The sequence below is a fragment of the Haemophilus sp. oral taxon 851 str. F0397 genome (genome assembly GCF_000242295.1).
GTDB lineage: Bacteria > Pseudomonadota > Gammaproteobacteria > Enterobacterales > Pasteurellaceae > Haemophilus.
In genome coordinates this window covers 87215-110392 of sequence record NZ_JH591083.1, presented here as the reverse complement: position 1 = coordinate 110392, position 23178 = coordinate 87215, and the positions used below count along the sequence as shown (strand labels likewise).

At 38.4% G+C, this 23178-nt stretch carries 20 protein-coding genes, 4 tRNA genes and 1 pseudogene; 11 read left to right on the top strand and 14 right to left on the bottom strand.

Features of this window, described 5'->3' with window-relative positions:
* From lrp to HMPREF9096_RS00205, 7 genes are all read right to left on the bottom strand, one after another.
* On the bottom strand, positions 1–480 hold the full coding sequence (lrp, locus tag HMPREF9096_RS00175) for a leucine-responsive transcriptional regulator Lrp (protein WP_005633718.1): 480 nt from the start codon (positions 478–480) through the stop codon (positions 1–3).
* 122 nt (positions 481–602) lie between these two features.
* Positions 603–1979, bottom strand: coding sequence for a DNA repair protein RadA (gene radA / locus HMPREF9096_RS00180; RefSeq protein WP_009501047.1), 1377 nt, complete (start codon positions 1977–1979; stop codon positions 603–605).
* A 125-nt stretch (positions 1980–2104) separates the two neighbouring features.
* Positions 2105–3142 carry a CYTH domain-containing protein gene (locus tag HMPREF9096_RS00185; protein ID WP_009501046.1) on the bottom strand — a complete coding sequence of 346 codons (1038 nt, stop codon included), beginning with the start codon at positions 3140–3142 and terminating at the stop codon, positions 2105–2107.
* 400 nt (positions 3143–3542) lie between these two features.
* Positions 3543–4259: a DUF2063 domain-containing protein gene (locus HMPREF9096_RS00190; protein ID WP_009501045.1), complete on the bottom strand. Its 717-nt coding sequence runs from the start codon at positions 4257–4259 to the stop codon at positions 3543–3545.
* On the bottom strand, positions 4249–5169 hold the full coding sequence (locus HMPREF9096_RS00195; protein WP_009501044.1) for a DUF692 domain-containing protein: 921 nt from the start codon (positions 5167–5169) through the stop codon (positions 4249–4251). Before HMPREF9096_RS00195 ends, HMPREF9096_RS00190 begins: the two co-directional genes overlap by 11 nt.
* Before the next feature lie 77 nt (positions 5170–5246).
* Positions 5247–5534, bottom strand: coding sequence for a membrane protein (locus HMPREF9096_RS00200; RefSeq protein WP_009501043.1), 288 nt, complete (start codon positions 5532–5534; stop codon positions 5247–5249).
* 34 nt (positions 5535–5568) lie between these two features.
* Positions 5569–6009, bottom strand: coding sequence for a DoxX family protein (locus HMPREF9096_RS00205; RefSeq protein WP_080950713.1), 441 nt, complete (start codon positions 6007–6009; stop codon positions 5569–5571).
* Between the two features lie 218 nt (positions 6010–6227).
* On the opposite strand from HMPREF9096_RS00205, the gene HMPREF9096_RS00210 reads away from it, so the two are divergent.
* From HMPREF9096_RS00210 to HMPREF9096_RS00240, 7 genes are all read left to right on the top strand, one after another.
* On the top strand, positions 6228–6908 hold the full coding sequence (locus HMPREF9096_RS00210; RefSeq protein ID WP_005638079.1) for a TIGR00153 family protein: 681 nt from the start codon (positions 6228–6230) through the stop codon (positions 6906–6908).
* A gap of 24 nt (positions 6909–6932) precedes the next feature.
* Positions 6933–8195 carry an inorganic phosphate transporter gene (locus HMPREF9096_RS00215; RefSeq protein WP_009501041.1) on the top strand — a complete coding sequence of 421 codons (1263 nt, stop codon included), beginning with the start codon at positions 6933–6935 and terminating at the stop codon, positions 8193–8195.
* A 67-nt stretch (positions 8196–8262) separates the two neighbouring features.
* A complete protein-coding gene (locus HMPREF9096_RS00220) occupies positions 8263–8874 on the top strand; it encodes a TIGR04211 family SH3 domain-containing protein (RefSeq protein ID WP_005641802.1) in 612 nt (203 codons plus the stop codon).
* A gap of 6 nt (positions 8875–8880) precedes the next feature.
* Positions 8881–10131: a multifunctional CCA addition/repair protein gene (locus HMPREF9096_RS00225; RefSeq protein ID WP_009501040.1), complete on the top strand. Its 1251-nt coding sequence runs from the start codon at positions 8881–8883 to the stop codon at positions 10129–10131.
* A 71-nt stretch (positions 10132–10202) separates the two neighbouring features.
* Positions 10203–10823: a lipoprotein insertase outer membrane protein LolB gene (lolB, locus tag HMPREF9096_RS00230; RefSeq protein ID WP_032803633.1), complete on the top strand. Its 621-nt coding sequence runs from the start codon at positions 10203–10205 to the stop codon at positions 10821–10823.
* A gap of 11 nt (positions 10824–10834) precedes the next feature.
* The gene (ispE, locus tag HMPREF9096_RS00235; RefSeq protein ID WP_032803635.1) at positions 10835–11776 is read left to right on the top strand and encodes a 4-(cytidine 5'-diphospho)-2-C-methyl-D-erythritol kinase; all 942 of its coding nucleotides are present in this window, start codon (positions 10835–10837) and stop codon (positions 11774–11776) included.
* 1 nt (position 11777) lies between these two features.
* Positions 11778–12725 (top strand): ribose-phosphate pyrophosphokinase, encoded by a 948-nt coding sequence (locus tag HMPREF9096_RS00240; RefSeq protein WP_005641811.1) that lies wholly within the window; start codon positions 11778–11780, stop codon positions 12723–12725.
* A 183-nt stretch (positions 12726–12908) separates the two neighbouring features.
* Here HMPREF9096_RS00240 and HMPREF9096_RS00245 read toward each other — a convergent pair.
* The 4 genes from HMPREF9096_RS00245 to HMPREF9096_RS00260 all read right to left on the bottom strand — a co-directional run bounded on the left by HMPREF9096_RS00245 (position 12909) and on the right by HMPREF9096_RS00260 (position 13299).
* A tRNA-Gln gene (locus HMPREF9096_RS00245) sits at positions 12909–12983 on the bottom strand.
* A gap of 46 nt (positions 12984–13029) precedes the next feature.
* Positions 13030–13104 (bottom strand) — tRNA-Gln (locus HMPREF9096_RS00250).
* 28 nt (positions 13105–13132) lie between these two features.
* Positions 13133–13217: transfer RNA gene (locus tag HMPREF9096_RS00255), tRNA-Leu, on the bottom strand.
* Between the two features lie 5 nt (positions 13218–13222).
* Positions 13223–13299: transfer RNA gene (locus HMPREF9096_RS00260), tRNA-Met, on the bottom strand.
* A gap of 363 nt (positions 13300–13662) precedes the next feature.
* Here HMPREF9096_RS00260 and lysC point away from each other — a divergent pair.
* From lysC to HMPREF9096_RS09220, 3 genes and pseudogenes are all read left to right on the top strand, one after another.
* On the top strand, positions 13663–15015 hold the full coding sequence (lysC, locus tag HMPREF9096_RS00265; RefSeq protein ID WP_009501037.1) for a lysine-sensitive aspartokinase 3: 1353 nt from the start codon (positions 13663–13665) through the stop codon (positions 15013–15015).
* A gap of 127 nt (positions 15016–15142) precedes the next feature.
* Positions 15143–16441 carry an adenylosuccinate synthase gene (gene purA, locus HMPREF9096_RS00270; protein WP_009501036.1) on the top strand — a complete coding sequence of 433 codons (1299 nt, stop codon included), beginning with the start codon at positions 15143–15145 and terminating at the stop codon, positions 16439–16441.
* A 157-nt stretch (positions 16442–16598) separates the two neighbouring features.
* A pseudogene (locus HMPREF9096_RS09220) lies at positions 16599–16706 on the top strand (IS1595 family transposase); the annotation flags it as partial.
* A gap of 78 nt (positions 16707–16784) precedes the next feature.
* Here the strand turns inward: HMPREF9096_RS09220 and HMPREF9096_RS00275 are convergent.
* From HMPREF9096_RS00275 to rplY, 3 genes are all read right to left on the bottom strand, one after another.
* Complete coding sequence (locus HMPREF9096_RS00275; protein ID WP_009501034.1) at positions 16785–19691, bottom strand: YadA-like family protein; 2907 nt, start codon at positions 19689–19691, stop codon at positions 16785–16787.
* A gap of 14 nt (positions 19692–19705) precedes the next feature.
* Positions 19706–21754 carry an ESPR-type extended signal peptide-containing protein gene (locus HMPREF9096_RS00280; protein ID WP_009501033.1) on the bottom strand — a complete coding sequence of 683 codons (2049 nt, stop codon included), beginning with the start codon at positions 21752–21754 and terminating at the stop codon, positions 19706–19708.
* Positions 21755–22022: 268 nt separating this feature from the next.
* Positions 22023–22310 carry a 50S ribosomal protein L25 gene (gene rplY / locus HMPREF9096_RS00285; protein ID WP_005633680.1) on the bottom strand — a complete coding sequence of 96 codons (288 nt, stop codon included), beginning with the start codon at positions 22308–22310 and terminating at the stop codon, positions 22023–22025.
* 226 nt (positions 22311–22536) lie between these two features.
* Between rplY and HMPREF9096_RS00290 the strand changes: the two genes are divergently transcribed.
* Complete coding sequence (locus tag HMPREF9096_RS00290) at positions 22537–23133, top strand: DedA family protein (RefSeq protein WP_009501031.1); 597 nt, start codon at positions 22537–22539, stop codon at positions 23131–23133.
* Positions 23134–23178 lie beyond the last annotated feature (45 nt).

Sequence of the window (23178 nt, the reverse complement as noted above, 5' to 3'; positions counted from 1 at the left end):
TTATTTCAATACAAGGAAATTGGTTTGTTTTACTTCTTCCATCACAACATAAGTGCGAGTATCATTTACACCAGGTAAACGCAATAATGTCGTCCCCAGCAATTTTCGGTATTCAGCCATGTCTGCAACTCGAGTTTTTAATAAATAGTCAAAATCGCCCGATACCAAATGGCATTCTTGAATTTCTTCTAACTCTTGAATCGCAGCATTAAATTCCTCAAATACGTCAGGTTTTCCGCGAACTAACGTAATTTCCACGATCACAAGCAAAGGTGCTTCCAATAATTCAGGATTCAACAACGCACGATATCCCATAATTACGCCTTGTTTTTCTAAACGTTTAACACGTTCTAAACAAGGCGTAGGTGAAAGCCCTACTTTTTTCGACAAATCAATATTAGAAATTTTACCGTTGCGTTGTAATTCATTAAGAATTTTTATATCAATCGCATCCAGCGCTTTATTCAGTTTTTTTTCCATTTTCTTATTTTTCTTTGAATAAAAAGTATGTTTATTTTAACAAATTTTGCTAATGTTTTCAGTACAACGGAATTAGATAATTTATTTCCATTGAAGCTATTAATTATCTCTAATGGAATTATTTAGAAATTATCCAACACGGCTAACGCATCGGAAAGTTTCTTCACCGTAAAAACTTGCATATTTTCGACCGCTCTTTTCGGCTTGTTACCAAAAGGAACAATCGCACGTTTAAAGCCATGCTTTGCTGCCTCACTAATACGTTCTTGCCCACTTGGCACAGGGCGAATTTCTCCCGCTAATCCAACTTCACCAAAAATCACTAAATCTTGTGGCAAGGGACGATTACGGAAACTAGAAATTAACGCAAGCAACAAAGCTAAATCCGCACTTGTTTCACTGACTTTTACACCACCAACGACATTGACAAAAACATCTTGATCAGCCATTTGTAAGCCACCATGTCGATGTAACACCGCCAATAATAGCGCTAAGCGATTTTGCTCTAATCCCACCGCAACACGGCGAGGATTCGCTAGCATTGAATGATCCACTAGAGCCTGAATTTCAACTAAAAGAGGACGAGTGCCCTCCCAAAGTACCATAACAGAACTGCCTGATGTAATCTCATCACCTCGACTTAAAAAGATCGCCGATGGATTTTTTACTTCTCGCAAGCCTTGCTCGGTCATACCAAATACGCCCAATTCATTCACCGCACCAAAACGGTTTTTATGGCTACGCAAGGTACGATAGCGAGAATCGGCTTCGCCTTCTAATAGTAATGAACAGTCAATAGCATGCTCTAACACTTTCGGCCCGGCAAGGGTTCCGTCTTTCGTTACATGCCCCACCATAATAATGGCGACTTGGCGGGTTTTCGCATAACGAGTGAGGAAAGAAGCACATTCACGCACTTGAGCTACACTTCCCGGCGAGTATTGAATATCTGCCAAATGCATTACTTGGATCGAATCTACTACTATAATTTGCGGCTTCAACTGATCCGCTAAATTACAAATCTGTTCCACAGAGGTTTCTGACAACATTTTTAATTGATCGTTTGGCAATCCCAATCGACTTGCACGCATCGCAACCTGTTGTAACGATTCCTCTCCCGTCACATAAAGTGCGGTCATATTTTTCGCTAAACCACACATAACTTGTAATAACAAGGTACTTTTCCCTGCACCAGGATGCCCACCAATTAAAATCGCACTGCCCGGTACGATCCCGCCACCCAGTACGCGATCTAATTCATTAAAACCACTGGAAAAACGTGGTGTTTCTTGCAAACTAATTTCAGAGAGCGTTTGAATTTTTGCCTGAGTTTCACCCGCGTAGCCACTAAAACGATCATTTTTTGATTTTGCCGTGGAAATTAACCGCACTTCCGTAATTGTATTCCACGCTTTACAAGCCGAACATTGCCCTTGCCAACGAGAAAACTCCGCACCACAATCGTTACATACATAAGCTGTTTTCGGGGCTTTAGCCATTTTTTATCCTTCTCATTCTTTAACCAAGTATTCATATACCTACGGCTAAATATCATTATATTATTCAGGGCAAGCTTACATAATGCCTAAAAGTATAGCTTACCCATTTGCACGGTTGATTCGCATTATGCCGAGAATCTCATTAATTTGATCATTCGCTCAAAATAAACTCGAGTTTTCAAAAGTGCGGTCAATTTTTCAATAGTTTTTTCATTGTCTTTCGTTTCACTGTGGAAACGAATTAAATCACGAATTTCAGCAAAGATTTTCTGATTGCTTTCTAACAGATCTGGTAATAGCGTTTCTTTTTGTTTCTCTGTTGCCACTGTTTCTAGGATTTTTCCATTCTCATCATAATAATGATAAAGATTAAAAAATGCCCCAACTCGCTCCACTGTTTTCATAAAATCTTGGCTAAAAAGTGCAGGAGAAAAGGATAAGGTTTCTTCCAAAAGTTTCTGTTCCATTTTCAACACGGAATTAAATTTTGCACAAAAATCTACCGCACTTTCTTCTCGTTCTTCTTTTAAGAAATCACGCCATTTATTTAACCAATCTGTTAAAAATTGTTTTGAGCCCAGTAAATAACCACGCTTCGCTTTACTTGCACTACTAAAATAAATATCTCTTTCGAAAGGCAAAGTTTCCACAAAATCAAAAAGATCCTGTACATTGCCAGATTTCAATTCAAACTCAATTTCACAAATAGGTTGCTCAGATTCGCCTGCAATAATTTTGCCTTGATCGAACGCCACTTCAATTTTGGATTGTTGAAATTCAACTAACCAAAAAGTGCGGTTAAAATCTGTGGAGAAAATAGGTTGTAGTGTAGAAGTAGGTAATTGTTCAAAAGAATAAAGTTCTCTTAATTGGGCATTGGTTGGCGTTTCTTTTTTGGTTAATGGTAAATTATATTCTGGGCGACTATGTAATCCACCAACAACTTCGCCGTTGGTTTTAAGCGTTAATGTAACTTCTTGATCTTCTTGACGAATACGTAATCCCATCTTTTGTTTAGCAAGGAAATGATCAGGATAATCATAATAAGTATTACTTAAAAATAAATCTTGATGATCTAAAATCGTAAATTTTGCAAGATATTGTGGCAATTCAATACTGATTTGTGGCGAGATCGCCAATTTTAATTCAATTTCTTGTAGCATAATATTCCTTACTCAAATTAACTGTTTGAATATACAATACAATAAAAATAAATCAAGATTTTTGTGGTGTTTTACTTTACATATTAAACAGCTATAAATGAATTTTTATTTATTGTGCAGTATTTATCTATGATTAAAATATAGGAAATTATAAATGAAAGGTTATTCAAATAATTATGTGACATAATTTTCATTATATGAAATTGAATAAATTGGAAATCAAATATTTAGATTTATAACTGAAAGATTTCATTTAAGAGGAGAATATGATTCGAACTGTTCTCAAATCTATATTAAAAAGATTTGGATAATATATGGAAAATGCTAACCAAGAAAAAATTAGGTGAAAAAGTCATTTTTTTCACCTATCTAACATTTTGTGAGTTTTTCTATACAAAATTTATCCCTCTTTAGGATAAAGCACTTCAGCATTAATCCAATTCACCCAAGTGTTTTCTAATAATGGAATTAAGGGGGTGCTATCTTCAACTACAGTATTTAAGGCAGATAATACCTCTTCTAAAGACGAAGGTTGTTCTTGTATATAACTTAATAGCCAAAAGTCAAGTTCAGATAAGCGTTGTTGCAGAATATTAAAATCGCTATCCCGCCATATAACAGCTTGCATAGGGTTTTCATCAAATTGTTTAAAATCGCTTGATAAAAAATCGACTTCATAGCTTTTTAAATAAGCTGCATCAGATAACTGCATTACGCTATGCTTATTCCACTCAAATTTTTCAGGTACTTTTGCTAAAGAAACTTCTGCAAGTAATTGTGTATTTTCAAAATCCATCAATGCCAGTATATTGGCATCAAAACTCTCTTTTTCTTGACAAAATAAAAGAAATTCTCCTGCAATATCTTGAAAATAAGGCGAATGTGATTTTCCTGTTAATACAAACGTTTCTTTTGTCTGAGACCAACTCTCAGCAGAAACGTGTTTAGGTGCTTCAACAAAACAGCGGTCAATAAAACCAAAGATGTTATTTCGAACTAAGCGAGCATAAACAGCGAGGCGATTCGGAGCATAACCATTTAAAGGTTGAGCATGAGCCAATCGAACTGCTGTGGCAAGTGCTTTTTGTGTTTCAATAAGCGAAGGTTTAGGCTGCATAGGATATTACCTCTTTTTGAGCATATTTTTGCTGTAGTTGTGCAATATGTTCAACTTCAGCATAAAGTTCTGCAAATGGAGGGAAATTGAAATCACGCTCTAATAATGTTGGCGGAATGACGGGTAGTCGTTGATAGGCATATTCTAATAAATCCCACACAGTACCTTTTACTGCCTCACCGTGCGTATCAATTAATAACTCTGGTAAATAGCGATATGCCCCTTTTATTTTATTAAATGATTCTCCTTCTAAATCCTCCACAACTTGTGCCGCAGAATGCTCTTCGTCGTGTCCTGCAATATGAATGTAATTGACACGTTTCACATCTACTTGATCTAAAAAAACATAAGGATCAAGTAAACCGTGATTGATGCCATTTACATAAATATTATTCACATCTAAATGAATACTACAATCCGCTTCTTGTGCAATAGCATTTAAAAATTCTACTTCATTCATTGTGCTGGTGGGAGAGTGTAAATAATAGGAGGTGTTTTCTAATGAAATTTGTAATCCTAAAAAATCTTGCACATAGCGGATTCTCTGTGCTACGTGTTTTACAGCTTCTTCAGTAAATGGCATAGGTAATAAATCATATAAATGCCCTTCACATTCACAATAACTCAAATGTTCAGAAAAAAATGTCGAATTATATTGAGTCATTAATGCTTTAGTATTTTTTAATAACTCGCGATCAAGTGGTGCTTGCCCGCCTAATGAAAGTGATAGTCCGTGTACCGCAAGTGGATATCTTTCAGCGGCTTGATCAAATTTATAACGAGCAGCTCCTCCCATTTTTACCCAATTTTCTGGAGCAACTTCCATAAACTGAATCGCATTATTTGATGATAAATTCAAAAAATCATCCGCTAAATCTCGACGATACCCTAATCCTGCACCTTGTAACATAATTATTTACTCCTTTTAATACAACACTGGTGTAAATTTACACCAGTGTTATGTATGGCATCTAGATTAAAATACGATTATTTAGAGCCGCATTTACCTTCACCACATTTACCTTCTGCAGCTTTTGGTTTGCTCGCACCGCATTTACCTTCACCACATTTACCTTCTGCGGCTTTTGTTTCGTTTGCACCACATTTGCCTTCTCCGCATTTACCTTCTGCAGCTTTTGTTTTCACACATTTATCACCTACACAAGGTGTTGCAACTTTATCCGTACTGCTTGATTTTGATTCAGCGTGCGTAGCAGTAGCTACTGTCATCGTTAATGCTCCAGCTAATGCGGCTAAAGTGGATAATTTTTTCATTTAAGTCTCCTAGAGTTTGATCTTGAATATATAGTTAGAGGAATTTCAACCAGCTTTTAGTTGGATAAACCTTCTTAATAAGCGTGTCTAAAGAGAGTTTCCCAGCTCCCTGCGTAATTAAGATTAATAAAGTTACCACATAAATTAATGGTAATTTATAACCATTATCACAAACGTTATAACCTGAATCAGCATGAATACTATACCACGCAACAGAGATTAAAATCGTTAAACCTAATGCACTAAAACGAGTTAGTACTCCGAATATTAGCAAGAAAGGGAGAATTAATTCCGCCCCCATTGCAACGTGCCAATTAATATCAGCAGGAATAAGATTAAACGGAAAAGGAAAACGATCTTGTATTTCAGTAAACCAATTTTGACCATTCCATTTTTCTAACCCGGCCTCTAAAAATTCCCACGCAAGAAAAATGCGTAAAATCAATAAACTCACGCCGCTGCTGATACCTTGCATCTTACAATCCTTCATTTTTTACCTTTCAAATTTTCTCGCTTTTAAAGCGAAAAGTGTATTGAGTTACTTATCCTACCACACTGGGAAATATTACCCAGTTATTTAGTTAGTCGAAGACAAACCTTTTTTCTTACAAATTTTTTTGAAAAATTTTAAATATCAACAAAAATCGGGTAATATGCGCACGAATTTTTAACCCCTTATGGAGTAAATCACTTATGGCAATGAATAATATTCTCGGATTATTTGCCCATTCGCCTTTAAAACCATTGCAAAAGCATTCGGAAAAAGTCACTGAATGTAGCGATCTTTTAATTCCTTTTTTTGAAACCACCTTCTCAAAGGATTGGGAAAAAGCGGAAGAAAAACGCTTAGAAATCTCTCAGCGTGAACGTGAAGCGGATAGCTTGAAACGTGAGATTCGTTTGAAATTGCCACGTGGTTTATTCTTACCTATCGATCGTACTGATCTCTTAGAATTAGTCACACAACAAGATAAGTTAGCCAATTTTGCTAAAGATATTGCAGGCCGTATGATTGGTCGTCAATTTGGTATTCCTGAAGAAATGCAGGAAGAATTCTTACATTATGTAAAACGTAGTTTAGATGCCATTCATCAGGCTCATCGAGTAATCGAAGAAATGGATCAACTTTTAGAAACCGGTTTTAAAGGCCGTGAACTAAAATTAGTTAATGATATGATTCAAGAACTCGATGCAATTGAAGATGATACCGACCAAATGCAGATCAAATTGCGTAAAATGCTTTACACCATAGAAAGCCGTTATAACCCAATTGATGTGATGTTCTTATATAAAATTATTGAATGGGTTGGCGTGCTAGCTGACCAAGCACAACGTGTTGGCTCACGCATTGAATTAATGCTGGCACGTTCATAATCAACAAAACATAGGAAATTAACTATGGAAGTTATTAGTCAATATGGTTCATGGTTGGTGTGGATTACAGCAGCCTTCGGCTTTTTTATGGCTTTCGGTATTGGAGCCAATGATGTTTCAAACTCAATGGGTACATCCGTAGGATCCGGTACTATAACAGCCAAACAAGCAATTATTATCGCGTTAATTTTTGAATCTGCTGGCGCATATCTAGCTGGTGGTGAAGTAACTGAAACGATTAAAAGTGGCGTAATCGATCCAATGCAATTTGTTGATACGCCCGATATTTTAGCACTGGGTATGCTTTCTGCTTTATTTGCATCTGGCGCTTGGTTATTTATCGCAACGAAAATGGGCTGGCCGGTTTCTGGTACTCACACGATCATCGGTGCTATTATTGGGTTTGCATGCATTACGATTGGCCCTGGCGCAGTAGATTGGTCAAATATTGGTAGCATCGTTGGTAGCTGGTTCATCACGCCAGTCATCGCAGGTATTCTCGCTTATGCAATCTTTGCAAGTACACAAAAACTTATTTTTGATACCGAACACCCTCTGAAAAATGCACAAAAATATGGTCCTTATTACATGGGGATAACCGTATTTGTGCTGTGTATCGTAACAATGACAAAAGGTTTAAAACATGTTGGTTTAAATCTTTCCAATAAAGAAACTTTGGTCATTTCGCTTGTCATTAGCCTTGTAGGCATGCTGTTTTTCCATTTCTATTTTAAAAGTAAAACATTCACGCAATCTGCAAGCAAAGGGACTTTTGGTGCGGTAGAAAAAGTCTTCAGCATTTTAATGTTATTAACCGCCTGTGCGATGGCTTTCGCTCATGGTTCGAATGATGTAGCCAATGCAATTGGTCCACTTTCAGCAGTTGTGTCTATCGTTGAACAAGGCGGTAAAATTGTTTCAGGTGGAGCCTTAACTTGGTGGATTTTACCATTAGGTGCATTAGGTATTGCTGTGGGATTAATTACTATGGGACAAAAAGTAATGGCGACTGTTGGATCTGGGATTACTGATTTAACGCCAAGCCGTGGCTTTGCCGCTCAATTTGCTACTGCGATGACGGTTGTAGTTGCATCCGGTACAGGCTTGCCGATCTCAACAACACAAACACTTGTTGGGGCAATTTTGGGTATCGGTTTTGCTCGCGGTATCGCGGCACTCAATTTAACGGTTATCCGAAACATCATTAGTTCTTGGATAATCACTTTACCAGCCGGCGCATTCTTCGCAATTATTATCTTCTATTTACTGCGTGCGGTGTTTAATTAATTTATTGCAACAAAAAGTGCGGTTTATTCAGCCGCACTTTTGTTGTTTTTATTTTTAAGGAGAAAGCATGAAAAAAATCTACAATACTCTTTTATCTTGCGCCTTACTTGGTACAGGTATTGCAACTGCTCATGCAGAAACGCAATATGTTACTGAAAATCTCAGTACGTTCTTACGCCGCGGTGCCGGTGAACAATTTAAAATTGCAGGTTCAATTCAAGCTGGAGAAGCGGTGAATGTATTAGATCGTCAAGGCAAATACACACTCATTCGCGACAATAAAAATCGTGAAGCTTGGATTTTAAATTCAGACTTAAGCAACACGCCAAGTAGTAAAGAAGAAAATCCAAAATTAAAAGCTCAAGTCCAAGAATTAACTTTAAAACTTAGTCGTTTAGATGGCGATTGGCAACAACGTACTGTCGAAATGCAACGTCGAACCAAACAAGCTGAGCAACAAAGTGCGGATCTTTTAGAACAAAATTCTCAACTGAAACGTGAACTTGAAATGACTAAAAATAAAAATCGTGATTTAGAAGCGATGCTTGATGCAGGTAAACGAGAAATTGCGATCCAATGGTTTATTTATGGTGGTTCAGTGTTGGGCGTAGGCTTACTCTTCGGTTTACTCATTCCTTATGTATTACCAAAACGTCGCCGTCGTGATGGTTGGGCATAATCACGAATGAAAGTTTATTTGGTTGGTGGGGCTGTTCGGGATCAATTATTGGGTTTGCCCGTAAAAGATCGTGATTGGATTGTGGTAGGTGCAACTCCTGCTACGCTACTCTCTCACGGTTATCAACAAGTAGGCAAAGATTTTCCGGTTTTTCTCAATCCTAAAACAAAAGAAGAATATGCGCTTGCCCGAACAGAACGCAAAGCTGGAGCAGGTTACACTGGCTTTATTTGTGATTTCTCCCCAACAATCACATTAGAACAAGATTTAATTCGACGAGATCTCACTATTAACGCGATGGCTCAAAGCGAAGACGGTGAAATTATCGATCCTTATGGTGGAAAACAAGATTTAGAAAATCGAATTTTACGCCATATTTCTCCTGCTTTTTCAGAAGATCCTTTACGTGTCTTGCGTGTGGCACGCTTTGCAGCCCGTTATCATTCTCTCGGTTTTAAAATTGCCTCGGAAACGCTATCCCTAATGGCAGAACTTGCCCAATCGGGAGAATTACAACATCTCACGGCGGAACGCGTTTGGTTAGAAACAGAAAAAGCCTTAAACGAAAAAAATCCTGAAATTTATTTTGAAACCTTACATAAAACAGGTGCATTAAGAGTTTTATTTCCTGAAATCGATGCCCTTTATGGTGTGCCAAATCCAGTAAAACATCATCCAGAAGTGGATAGTTTTATTCATACCATGTTGGTATTAAAACAAGCGGTTAATTTGACTGAAAATAACCCTATCCTAAATAAAAGTGCGGTCCATTTTGCCGCAATTTGTCATGATCTTGGCAAGGCTCTTACGCCTCAAAATATTCTTCCTCATCATTATGGGCATGAACAAGCTGGCATAAAACCGACTAGATCATTGTGCAAACGCTTAAAGGTCCCAAGTTATTTTCAAGAACTTGCAGAACTGACTTGTGAATTTCACACGCATATTCACAAAGCCTTTGAGCTTCGAGCTGAAACCGTCATAACGATGTTTAATCGTTTTGATGTATGGAGAAAACCACAACGCTTTCAAGAATTTCTACAAGTATGTCTAGCTGATACGCGAGGTAGAACTGGTTTTGAAAATAAAGACTATCCACAAATAAATTACATCAATCAATTATTACAAGCGGCAAATGAAGTAGATGTACAGCAAGTTATTGCTGATGGATTTGAGAAACAAGAAATCAGAAATGAATTGACGAAACGAAGAATCTTAGCGGTTAAACAAACAAAAGCAAATTACCCCAAAAATTAACAAATAAAAGTAACTTTACTCAGTTCAACTAAATCCTTAAAATACGCAAGCTTATTAACTTGATGAATAATATGAAAACGTTTAAATTTCTCACCGCACTTTTTGTAACCAGCATACTTACAGCCTGTACGATAGATGCTGAACGTCCAGTTAACGTACAATACATCGATAAAACTGACGCCGCATGGCAACAACATTTACAAAAGATTCAAAAAATTCAATCCTATCAAGCCAAAGGTCAAATTGGTTATATCAGTCCTACAGAACGTTTTTCTAGCCGCTTTGAATGGCAATACCAAAATCCAAAATCTTATACGCTTAAACTCTATTCTTTAATCAGTAAATCTACCATTTGGATTCAAATGCATCAAAGTGGGATGACAATTTCCGATAACAACGGCAATCAACAATCTGCAGCCAATGCCAAACTACTATTACAAGAGATCATTGGCATGGATGTGCCATTAGAACATTTAGCTTATTGGTTAAAAGGTCAACCGGCAATGAATGCGGATTATCAAGTCGGTACCAACCATTTACTTGGTGCATTTACTTATCATGTGGATGGTTCTCAATGGACAGCAGATTATCTAACCTATCACTCAAATAATTCGATGCCTGAAAATATTTTGCTAAAAAATGACAGCACGAAACAAACTCTAAAAATTCGCGTGGATGAGTGGATTTACTAATGAATACATTAATGAAATCACATCAATTTTCTACCGCACTTTGTCAAAATACAACACAATCAAATGGGAAGCCATTGCGCTTCCCTAGCCCAGCCAAACTGAATTTATTTCTTTATATCAACGGAAAATTGCCGAACGGATATCATGAATTACAAACACTTTTCCAATTTTTAGATTTCGGCGATTGGTTAGAAATGAGTATCCGTGAAGAAGACAATCAAATTCTTTTAACACCAGAAATTCCAAATCTGAAAACGGAAGATAATCTGATTTATCGAGCTGCAAAACTTTTACAAGAAAAAGCCAATATTCAATTGGGTGCAAATATTCATTTAGATAAAATTCTTCCAATGGGAGGCGGTGTCGGTGGTGGTTCATCCAATGCAGCAACCGCATTAGTCGCGTTAAATTATTTATGGCAAGCCAATTTATCCATTGATGAACTAGCAAAATTAGGATTAACACTAGGCGCTGATGTGCCAATATTTGTACATGGACATTCTGCTTTTGCTGAAGGTGTCGGGGAAAAAATCACTTATTGTGAACCTGCCGAAAAATGGTTTGTAGTATTAAAACCCGATGATTCAATATCGACAGCTGTTATATTTCAAGATCCAAATTTACCGCGTAATACACCGAAAAAATCCCTAGAACAACTTTTGAGCGAATCTTATGTAAACGATTGCGAAAAAGTTGTGGTAAATCATTATTCAAACGTTGAAAAAGCGTTAAACTGGTTGCTACAATATGCGCCGGCAAGATTAACAGGAACGGGAGCATGTGTTTTTGCTGAATTTGATCATGAAGCAGAGGCGCAAGCGGTATTTAGACAAAAGCCAGAAAAATTTTTGGGTTTCGTCGCTAAAGGACTCAATGTTTCTCCCTTGCACGCAATGTTGAAGCAGCTATCATCAACTTATACTCATCGACAATCTAAACCTGAGGTTTTATAAAATGCCTGACATTAAACTCTTCGCGGGTAATGCAACACCTGAACTTGCAAAACGTATTTCTGAACGTTTATATATTTCACTAGGCGATGCGACGGTCGCACGTTTCAGCGATGGTGAAATTCAAGTTCAAATCAATGAAAATGTGCGTGGTGCGGATGTATTTATCATCCAATCAACTTGTGCGCCAACCAATGATAACTTGATGGAATTGATTGTGATGGTAGATGCATTACGTCGAGCATCTGCTGGTCGTATTACTGCCGTAATTCCTTATTTCGGCTATGCTCGCCAAGATCGTCGTGTTCGTTCTGCACGTGTACCAATTACCGCTAAAGTTGTGGCAGATTTACTTTCAACTGTTGGTATTGACCGTGTATTAACCTGCGACCTACACGCAGAACAAATCCAAGGTTTCTTTGATGTTCCAGTGGACAACGTATTTGGTTCACCAGTTTTAATTCACGATATTTTGAAAAAATCTGATCTTGAAAACCCTATTGTTGTTTCCCCAGATATTGGCGGCGTTGTGCGTGCTCGCGCTGTGGCTAAATTATTAAACGATACGGATATGGCTATTATTGACAAACGTCGCCCTCGTGCAAACGTAGCACAAGTGATGCATATTATCGGAGATGTTGCAGACCGTGATTGTATTTTGGTAGATGATATGATTGATACTGGCGGTACTCTCTGCAAAGCGGCAGAAGCATTAAAAGAACGTGGTGCAAAACGTGTTTTTGCTTATGCAACTCACGCCGTTTTCTCTGGTGCAGCAGCCAAAAACTTAGCCAGCGATGCCATTGATGAGATTGTTGTTACTGACACCATTCCACTATCAGAAGAAATGAAAGCGATCGGTAAAGTTCGTGTATTAACACTTTCTTCTATGCTAGCAGAAGCCATTCGCCGAATTAGCAACGAAGAATCTATTTCTGCGATGTTTAACTAAATTAAAACTTCTATAAAAAATACCGCACTTTTATTGCCAAAGTGCGGTATTTTTTTAGTTAAAATTTATAAATTAAGTAAAAGCATAAATTCAAAAAATTTACATAAGTTATAATTTTTATTATTCAATCAAATAAATTAGCAATGAAACTATTTTAGATATAAAGAAAGTTTTTACATAAGATGGCTGGGGTACTAGGATTCGAACCTAGGGATGCCGAGATCAAAACCCGGTGCCTTACCGCTTGGCGATACCCCAACAGAGAAATCTTTGATTAGATATAAAGAAGATTTATTTGATAGTATGGCTGGGGTACTAGGATTCGAACCTAGGGATGCCGAGATCAAAACCCGGTGCCTTACCGCTTGGCGATACCCCAACTACTATTTGACTTACAAAGCGATAAATGGTGCGGGACGAGGGACTTGAACCCACACACCTCTCGGCGCCAGAACCTAAATCTGGTGCGTCTACCAATTTCGCCAGTCCCGCAAATTTGGTGGCTACAGCGAGATTCGAACTTGCGACCCCAACATTATGAGTGTTGTGCTCTAACCAACTGAGCTATGTAGCCATTACCTTAATTTGCCTAATCATATCGGCTTTGCGGGGCGTATTATGCTGATTTTGATGATACTCGTCAAATACTTTTTTTAAAATATTTAGATTTTCCCTTTCATTTGATTATTAATAAAACACATCAATTATTTTTTACGCATTTATAGTCTGAATTACCAACGAGATTATTTAGTTTGATGCTTTAATTTTTCTCTCTTGCCATAATCAGATTTATGACAAAGATCATGTCTAAATATAGTTATGTTTAAAAAACAAACACTCTCTAAATTTTAAACAAAAATCTATTTGACAATAAAAAGCTAACTCGTTATTTGTATAGCTAATTATAAAAAAACACACAACATCTCAGGAGCATCTTATGTCCCATCTCTCAGTCGCCAAATTTGGCGGAACATCTGTAGCCAACCACGCCGCAATGACAGCTTGCGCCAGAATTGTCATCGCGGATCCAAATACACGCGTAGTCGTGCTTTCTGCATCAGCTGGCGTGACGAATTTATTAGTCGCTTTAGCAAATGGTGTAGACGCGACAGAACGTGAAAAATTAATTGGTGAAATCCGTCAAATTCAGGAGAATATTTTGAATGAATTAAAAGACGACAGCCGAGTTCGCCCTATTATTGAAAAATATCTTGAAAATATTACCGCACTTTCTGAAGCAGCTAGCCTTGCAACCTCTCCCGCATTAACCGATGAACTCATCAGCCACGGTGAAATGATGTCAACTCAAATCTTTATTGAGATTTTACGTGAACAAAACGCATCGGGCACTTGGGTTGATGTTCGTACAATTGTTGCAACCAATAACCATTTTGGTAAAGCTGCACCAAATGATGAACAAACTCAATCAAACAGCGATAGCATTTTAAAACCATTAATAGACCGCGGCGAATTAGTCATCACCCAAGGTTTTATCGGACGTGAACCAAGCGGCAAAACAACCACATTAGGCCGTGGTGGTAGCGACTACTCTGCTGCCTTGTTAGCCGAAGTATTAAATGCAAAAGACGTTTTAATTTGGACTGATGTTGCAGGCATTTACACAACCGATCCACGCATTGTTCCAGCTGCACAACGTATCGACACCATGAGCTTTGCTGAAGCAGCTGAAATGGCAACCTTTGGCGCAAAAGTGCTACATCCAGCCACATTACTCCCCGCAGTTCGCAGCAACATCCCCGTTTATGTGGGTTCAAGTAAAGCGCCTGAAGCAGGAGGAACTTGGGTCACGCGCGATCCTCAACCTCGTCCAACTTTCCGTGCAATTGCGCTACGCCGAGATCAAACTTTACTTACGCTTTCCAGCTTAAGTATGCTGCATGCGCAAGGTTTCTTAGCGAATGTATTTAACATTTTGGCTAAACACAAAATTTCTGTGGATACTATCACCACATCAGAAGTGAGCGTTGCATTGACATTAGATAAAACAGGCTCCGCATCTTCAGGGGCAGAATTACTTTCAACCGAATTGTTAGATGAACTTCGTCAATATTGTTCAGTGAAAGTCGATACTGGATTATCACTAGTTGCATTAATCGGCAATGATTTACATACTGCAACAGGTGTAGCAAAAGGAATTTTTGATACTCTTGAGCCTTATAATGTAAGAATGATTAGCTATGGTGCAAGCACCAACAATATTTGTATGCTCGTGCAAAGTGAACATGCTGACGAAGTCGTTCGTTCATTACACAAATCCTTATTTGAATAAAGTCTAACCCCAAAGTGCGGTGAAAAATCACCGCACTTTTGCTTTTATATCATTGAGATTAAGGCCGAAAAAGAGTAAAGTAAACGGCTGTTCATTTGACTAATTTAACCGAATAAAGGCGGAAATTATGGGAAAAAGTGTTGTTATCTTAGGCGCTCAATGGGGCGATGAAGGTAAAGGGAAAATCGTCGATCTTCTAACGGATCGCGTAAAATACGTAGTTCGTTACCAAGGCGGTCACAACGCAGGCCACACACTTATCATCAATGGAGAGAAAACCGTATTACGTTTAATTCCATCTGGTATGTTACATCCAAACGTAACTTGCTTAATTGGTAATGGCGTTGTGGTTTCACCTGAAGCATTAATGAAAGAAATGGGCGAACTTGAAAGCCGTGGTATTAAAGTTCGTGAACGTTTATTAATTTCTGAAGCTTGTCCTTTAATCTTGCCTTATCATGTGGCTATGGATCACGCCCGTGAAGCAGCACTTGGCAAAAAAGCTATCGGTACAACTGGTCGTGGTATTGGCCCAGCTTATGAAGATAAAGTGGCCCGTCGTGGTTTACGCGTAGGCGATTTATTTGATAAAAAAGCCTTTGCCGAAAAACTCAAAAATATCCTTGAATACTATAATTTCCAATTGGTGAACTACTACAAAGTTGAACCTGTCGATTATCAAAAAACCTTAGATGATGTAATGGCAATTGCCGATGTAATCACTAGTATGGTGGCAGACATCACTACAATTCTTGATACCGCGCGCAAAAATGGCGATCACATTTTATTTGAAGGTGCGCAAGGTACCATGTTAGATATCGACCACGGTACTTATCCGTATGTAACTAGCTCAAACACAACGGCTGGTGGTGTTGCAACAGGTTCTGGTTTTGGCCCGCGTAATTTGGACTATGTACTTGGTATCATCAAAGCTTACTGTACTCGTGTAGGTGGAGGCCCATTCACAACGGAATTATTTGATGATGTGGGTGCTGAAATTGCGCGTAAAGGTAATGAATTTGGTGCGGTAACAGGACGTCCACGTCGTTGTGGTTGGTTTGATGCTGTCGCCATTCGCCGTGCAATCCAACTTAATTCTATTTCTGGCTTCTGTATGACCAAACTGGACGTATTAGATGGTTTTGATGAAGTAAAAATCTGTGTTGCATACAAAATGCCAAATGGTGAAATCGTTGAATATGCACCATTAGCCGCGAAAGATTGGGAAGGTGTGGAACCTATTTATGAAACATTACCAGGTTGGAAAGAAAATACTTTCCGCATCACAGATGTAAATAAATTACCACAAAACTGCATTAACTATATTAAACGTATTGAAGAAGTGACTGGCGTACCTATTGATATTCTTTCAACAGGTCCTGATCGGGTAGAAACCATGATTTTACGTGATCCATTCGCAGCTTAATTTCTTTAAATTTCTGACCGCACTTTAAAAGTGCGGTCTTTTACTATAAATTTCATCTAATGCATCTCTATCAAAATAACCTTTCAAATACTTTCTCATTGGGACAAATGTAGATTAGCAAGTATTGGCGCTCATCGCGGAGGAAAACAAGGGCGATGTGTAGCAGAAAAACTTTCCTTTATTCTTAAAGAAATGTGAATTTCGGTTTAACTTGGGAACAGTAAAAGAACAACTTAAAACGTGGCTAAGATGGTATGGTATTTAGGACAAATCTACGTCCTCCCTAAATAAAAAAACACCGCAAAGAGCGGTGTTTTTTTATTATATTTTTGCTATCAGCTGATTACCATTGGTAACCCACGCCAGCTGCAACGCCAGTTTTACCTTGGCTATTTGCCGTACCAGATAAACGAATGATGATCTTACCGTTATCAGAAATACGAGACATCCCTACTGCAAGACCATTTTGACCTTGGTAGCTACCTGCAGCAATACCAACTAAGCTCTTACCTGGTGTATAAGCCTGCGGAATATTCGCCGCTGCCAATGCACTTGCAGTACCTGCATCACCACGTTTTCCAACTTTGTTGATCTTGTTGTTCAAGTTTGAAGCAACTGCATGTAACTGGCTACCATTTATAGCATCTTTAGAAGTTGCTGAAATTTCACCTGGTGCTACGCCTGTAATCTTAGTCGGTGCGCCTGTCGCTGTACCAACATTGATATTTCCACCATTGTTAGTAATCTTAGGACCATTATCACCGAATTGAACACTGTCAAAGGTTACATTAGAAGCCGTTGCGTAAGTCACTTTACCGTTAGACTCTTGTTTCACGGTCATATTTTTACCTGCAACCATTTCAACTTTTTTGCCTGGATTAATCATTTCTGGCGTACCTGAAATTTTCTCCCCACCATTTGCTGAAGTGGTTAATGTAAAGCCTGAATTGTTAATTGCATTGGCGACATCTTGTGCCGTTGCCACTTTATTTGCAACATTTTCAATATTATTTTTAGCATCATCCAAGGCTTGTTTAGCAGCCTTGCGTACTGCATCTGGTGCATTAGGTGGTAAGCTATTAAATGCATCTTGAGCATCCTTTAATGCTTTAGTCATCTCTGGCGTAACTGGGCCTTGAACGCTACCATCATCGTTATTAGTAATCTTACCAGTATCAATGTCAAACTTCACGTTACTTGTTGTGCCATCTTCTTCAGTTTTTACAACAACTTTAGTACCTTTACCATCGACAAAGTTAACCGTGTCATAAGGTTTTACAAAATCACGTGCTTCACCATTATTTTGTAAATTCCAGCCTGCATTCAATACATCTGATACCGTTGCTGCATTATTACCTGATGTTGAATTAGCAATATTAGCTGCCTCTTCCGCTGTAATTGGTGCTGCCTTATTATCTTTTCCAACTAAAGGCTCCCCATTCTTATCAGCTGCAATTTTGTTTGCATCATCTACCGTTGGTAAATTATTTTTGATATTACCAAGCGTAGCTGTATTTCCTTTTTCATCTGGTTTCGCAGCGGGGTTGATTAAATTTGTAATAATATCCGCAGGATCTAAAGGATCAGCAGGCGAACCATCTGCATTTTTAGTAATAGGATCACCATTTTCATCTACTGGATAGAATTTATCACCCACTTTTATTGCAGGTTTACCATCTGCTGTCGTATATTGTACAGGCATACCAGAGACATCTACTTTAACAAAAGTGGTTGCCTTTTTAGTTCCATCTTCATTTTTTGCATCCACTGTCACCATTTTGACAATAGTATTATTACCATCAACAAATTTAACGTCATCATCTGGATTCACTTTATCATGAACCTTCGATGCTTTACTAAATTTAGCAGGGATGCCAAATGAGTCTGTCACGTCATCCGCCGTTGCTTTACCGATATTCCAACCTGATTTTTGAATAGCCGTTGCTACAGCATTACCCGTTACAACCGCATCCCCCGGGTTACTCACTTTTTGTCCTGCATCCGTATCCACAATAATTGGTTTAGAGGTATCAGGTTTTCCATTTTCATCAAGTTCAAATAAATCACCAGCTTCATTACGATATGCTTTTTTCACTGGATTACCATCTTTATCTACAATATCAACTACATTAGTAATTTCACCTTTTGCAATAGAAACTGTGATTTGACGTGTACCATCAGGACGTGTTTCACCCGTTACTGAAATACCATTTTTACCTTGGAAATCAACTTTATTCGTATTTCTCACTTGATCTGTATAGCCATTTTCATTTGCACTCACAACCCAGCCTAAATTTTGTAAATCCCCCACAGTTGCTGCATTATTTGGGTTAGAATTCGCAAAATCTACTAGCCCAGCTGTTGGGTTATCCGCAGTAATCGGGCTTGCTACTGGCGTTGCATCTTCCATTGGTTTACCATTAGGCTCTACTTTATCAGCCGGATACCATTTACCATCATTTGCTAATTTCAATGGATTACCTGATGCATCTGTTGGTGCATTAAAGGTTTTAGCACCTGCTGCCACATTGCCTAACTGAGTAGGAGTAGTTGTTTGTGCATTTGGCGCAGCATTAGTATTTGAAACGTTTGGATTCACTAAGTTTGTACTTAATGGTGCATCCGCACTTGGAGTAACCTCAATATTTGTTGGGTTACCATCCTTATCAGCTTTAAAGTATTTATCCCCTACTTTAACAACAGGCGTACCATCTTTGTCTGTAAAAGCAATAGGTAATCCTGTTACGTTAACTTGAATGTTAGACGTTAAATGATCATCTGTCTTTACAGACACCTTAGTATTTGCACCATGTACAAAATTTACATTGTCATATGGCTTAACGAAATCGACATCTTTTCCGTTTTCTTTTAAATTCCAACCTGCATTTAACACATCATTCACTGTGGCGGCCTGGTTTAATTGATCGCCAGCTGCCGTAGCAGGTTTTGTACCTGCGTTCTCATTTGGCGTAGTCGGGACTAAATGATGACTTAGACCAGACAGCGTTGTCCCTTCCAATTTAGCACCACCATTGGTTGTCACGCTATTAATAGTAATATCTGGAGATAATTTATATTCAACGTGTTGATCTTTGCCTTCTCCTTTAAGCTCCACTTCCATATTTTGGCCAGCTCTAAAGAAACTACTTGAACCATCAGCATTAGTACGTTGAACAATATTCTTCACAGAAAACGTAAAATCACGACCATTTTGTTCAATTTTTACGCCTTCACCTGCAATCAACCGCACTTTATCCCCTGCTTTTACAGCTTCTGTTGATTTGCCACTGACCTTACCTTTATCGTTTTATCAGCTTCAATTTTCCAATACATATTATTCAATGTATCAGCTAAATCAGTTGCCGTTACTAAGCCATTTGTTGTTGGCACTTTAGCTTTACCTGCATCAGCGTGATTTTTATCTTCCTCAACTTCAACTTTTTTAGTTTTTGGCGTGATAGTAATGGTGTTATTTGTCGCATCTGTGGTTAATACATCAGTATTGCTACTTACCACTTTTAATGTTTGGCTATCAAGCAACACATCAGCTTTTGAAGTCGCTGTATTACGCATATCACCTGATTTTGCAGATTCTGTTTCACCGTTAGTATTACCTGCAATTTTTAAGTTTACAGAACGAAGCTGTGCCACGTTTACCGCATCATCATCTGCAGTACCAGCTGCCACATGATTAATTTGGCGAGTATTTGTTGCACTACCAACAGAAACTCCCGCTAAAGTAGAGGTCAATGCATTACCATTTAATGGTGCATAAGCGTTAGCACGAATATCTGAATTACCTTGAGTGGTTGGATTAAATCCAGTCACACCTTTTGCTACTGTTGTTTCAGAACTTGAACCTAATGCCACACCGTGCTCAATATTCGCTTTTGCTTGGTTACCTAATGCCATAGCAAATTGAGCACTTGCATTTGCGGAATTACCTTGAGCAATTGTAAAGTTTGCAGTTGCCTCTGCTTTACGACCTTGAGCAATAGCATATGCACCTGTAGCTTTTGTTTCCGTACCTTGCGCAATCGCATCTTCTCCAGTTGAATTAGCTTGTGTACCCTGCGCAATCGCACGTTTACCTGTTGCCGTAGCACGATCACCTTGCGCTAATGCACTTTGATTTGTGGCTTTTGCTTGGTTACCGATTGCAATAGCTGAACGAGCATCAATCTCTTCTGCTGCATTAAATTGCAAATCATTTTCTAAACGTGCAATGGCTAATTTAATGCGTTCAACGGCAGCTTTTGCACTTGCATAATTAAATTTATTTTCTGCACTAGCATCAGCCTCCAATTTAGCTTTAGCCGCTTCTAAACGCGCCTCTGCTTTTACAAGAAAATTCTCGCCTTTCAATTCCTTAATTTTAGCTTGAATGGCTTCTTTCTCCGCAGCTGTATAACCACCTGCAAGCGCATTATTACCCATTGCCACAGCATTCTCTTTAATTGCTGTTGCCTGTGTACCAACAGCCACAGCATTTCTTCCATAACGAGAGGTATTTGCTTGTCGCCCAACAGCCACTCCACTATCTGCTCTAGCTACTGCCTTATGACCGATAGAAGTAAGTGTATTACCATCATTCTCATTAATATTATAAACAGCACCATTTCCTCCACTTCCTGTCACCTCACGGTCAAAGAATTGACGAGTTGCACCGGATAATTGACCAATAGCAACAGAGCCATTTTGATCGCCTTGTGCAATGGCACCAATAGCGACCCCGCCATTTTGATTACCACCAACTGAAGCAAACCCTCCCAAGGCGACACCACCATTTTGTACAGCCTGCCACCCCGAATAATCAGCGATATCTGAACGAGCCCCAATACCCGCAGCCAAAGAAGGACCAGCGACTTGAACTCCATAACCCAAAGCAGTACTCATTGAATCACTACCGCCACCGCCTAAACGTATACGGTTACCGATTAACGTATCTGCCGCAATACCACTTGCTGATGAAGTAATATCATTTCCAATTACAATTCCTTCATCTGCAACTCCATTTCTATTCCCAATAATAATTACATTTTTAACTGATTTGCCCGCAGTTTGTGCTGTTGCAGAAGTTTTACCTTTAGGCCCAATAAAAATACCATTATCACTTGTTGAAATAGCAGCCGCAGGAATATTTGCTGTCTCGGCGGCTATTACATCCATAGAAATAGCCCCTGCCACCAATGAAAGTGCGGCTAATTTTGAAATTGTTTTTGACTTCGTTTTGCCTTTTGCGGAAGCGAGTTCTGATACTGCGATCCAAGATTGAGTGGCATTATTCCAAATCACACGAAAAATTTGATTCATGAATATCTTTCTTATTTAAATTTAAAAATTACAAAAAATAAGAGCAGCTTATTTCCATAAACCGCTCTATATGTGAAAAATTCGAGCGCATATTAACAACAAGAAATAGGTAAGTCTAGTAATTTAGTCAACATTTACAAATCTTTACATTCGTAAACGTTTGCTTTATTAAATAAAATATTATGAGAAATAACTATTTAGGAAAAACAAAAAAGCCCGCCAAATTTGACGAGCTTTTTTAACTTACATAAAACCGTATTAATACAAATTATGCGCGTTTGAAGTCAATGTGAACCAATTTTGGTTTGAATGGGTGACGTTGCATTGCTTGTACTTTAACTGCAACTTCTTTGCCACCGATCACTAAAGTGATCACTTCAGAATAGAAAGATTCATGTGCTTGCGCGTTGTTTAACTCATCATGGTTTAAGATGATTGAAACTGGCTCTTCGCTGCCACCATAAACGATTGCAGGGATTTGACCATTGTGACGCAGGCGGCGGCTCGCACCCTTACCTTGCGCTGTACGAACTTCAGCGTTAAATTTAAATGCCATTTTAATGTTCTCTTTAAATTAATGTTAAAAGAAAGAAAATTGCAGGCGACCCAGCAATTTTCCAAATATTGTTCTCAAAGAATAAGCACTGAGCCATGCTTTGAGACGGCGAATTATAGAATAACCCTCTTTTCAAAGCAAACTTTTTCTAGGTTTTTTACCCTGAAAAGATTAGAATGTTTAGCGGTTTTTTACGATATTCATTAAAAAATAAAGTAGGAAGATTATGGAATTTCTGATTGGATTTTTTACTGAGTACGGCTATTGGGCTGTTCTTCTTGTTTTAATTATTTGCGGATTTGGTGTGCCGATTCCTGAGGACATTACGTTAGTTTCTGGTGGTGTGATTGCGGGGCTTTATCCTGAAAGTGTTAATTCACATTTAATGTTGCTCGTCAGTATGATTGGTGTACTGGCGGGCGATTCGACCATGTATTGGCTTGGTCGTATTTATGGTACGAAGATTTTGCGTTTCCGCCCAATGCGTAAAATCGTGACATTACAACGTTTAAGAATGGTGCGTGAAAAATTCAGTCAATACGGCAATCGAGTATTATTTGTCGCACGTTTTTTACCAGGTTTACGTGCACCAATTTATATGGTCTCTGGTATTACTCGCCGTGTAAGTTACACACGCTTTGTCTTAATTGATTTCTGTGCTGCCATTATTTCTGTGCCAATTTGGGTTTATTTAGGCGAACTTGGTGCCAAAAATTTAGACTGGTTACATGCGCAAATCCAAAAAGGTCAAATGGTGATTTATGTGCTCATCGCTTTACTTGCCCTGTTCCTTTTCTGGAAATGGAAAAAATCAAAAAAATAAGCATAGTAATCAAATAAAAGAGCGGTTAAAAAATTCTGTGTTTTT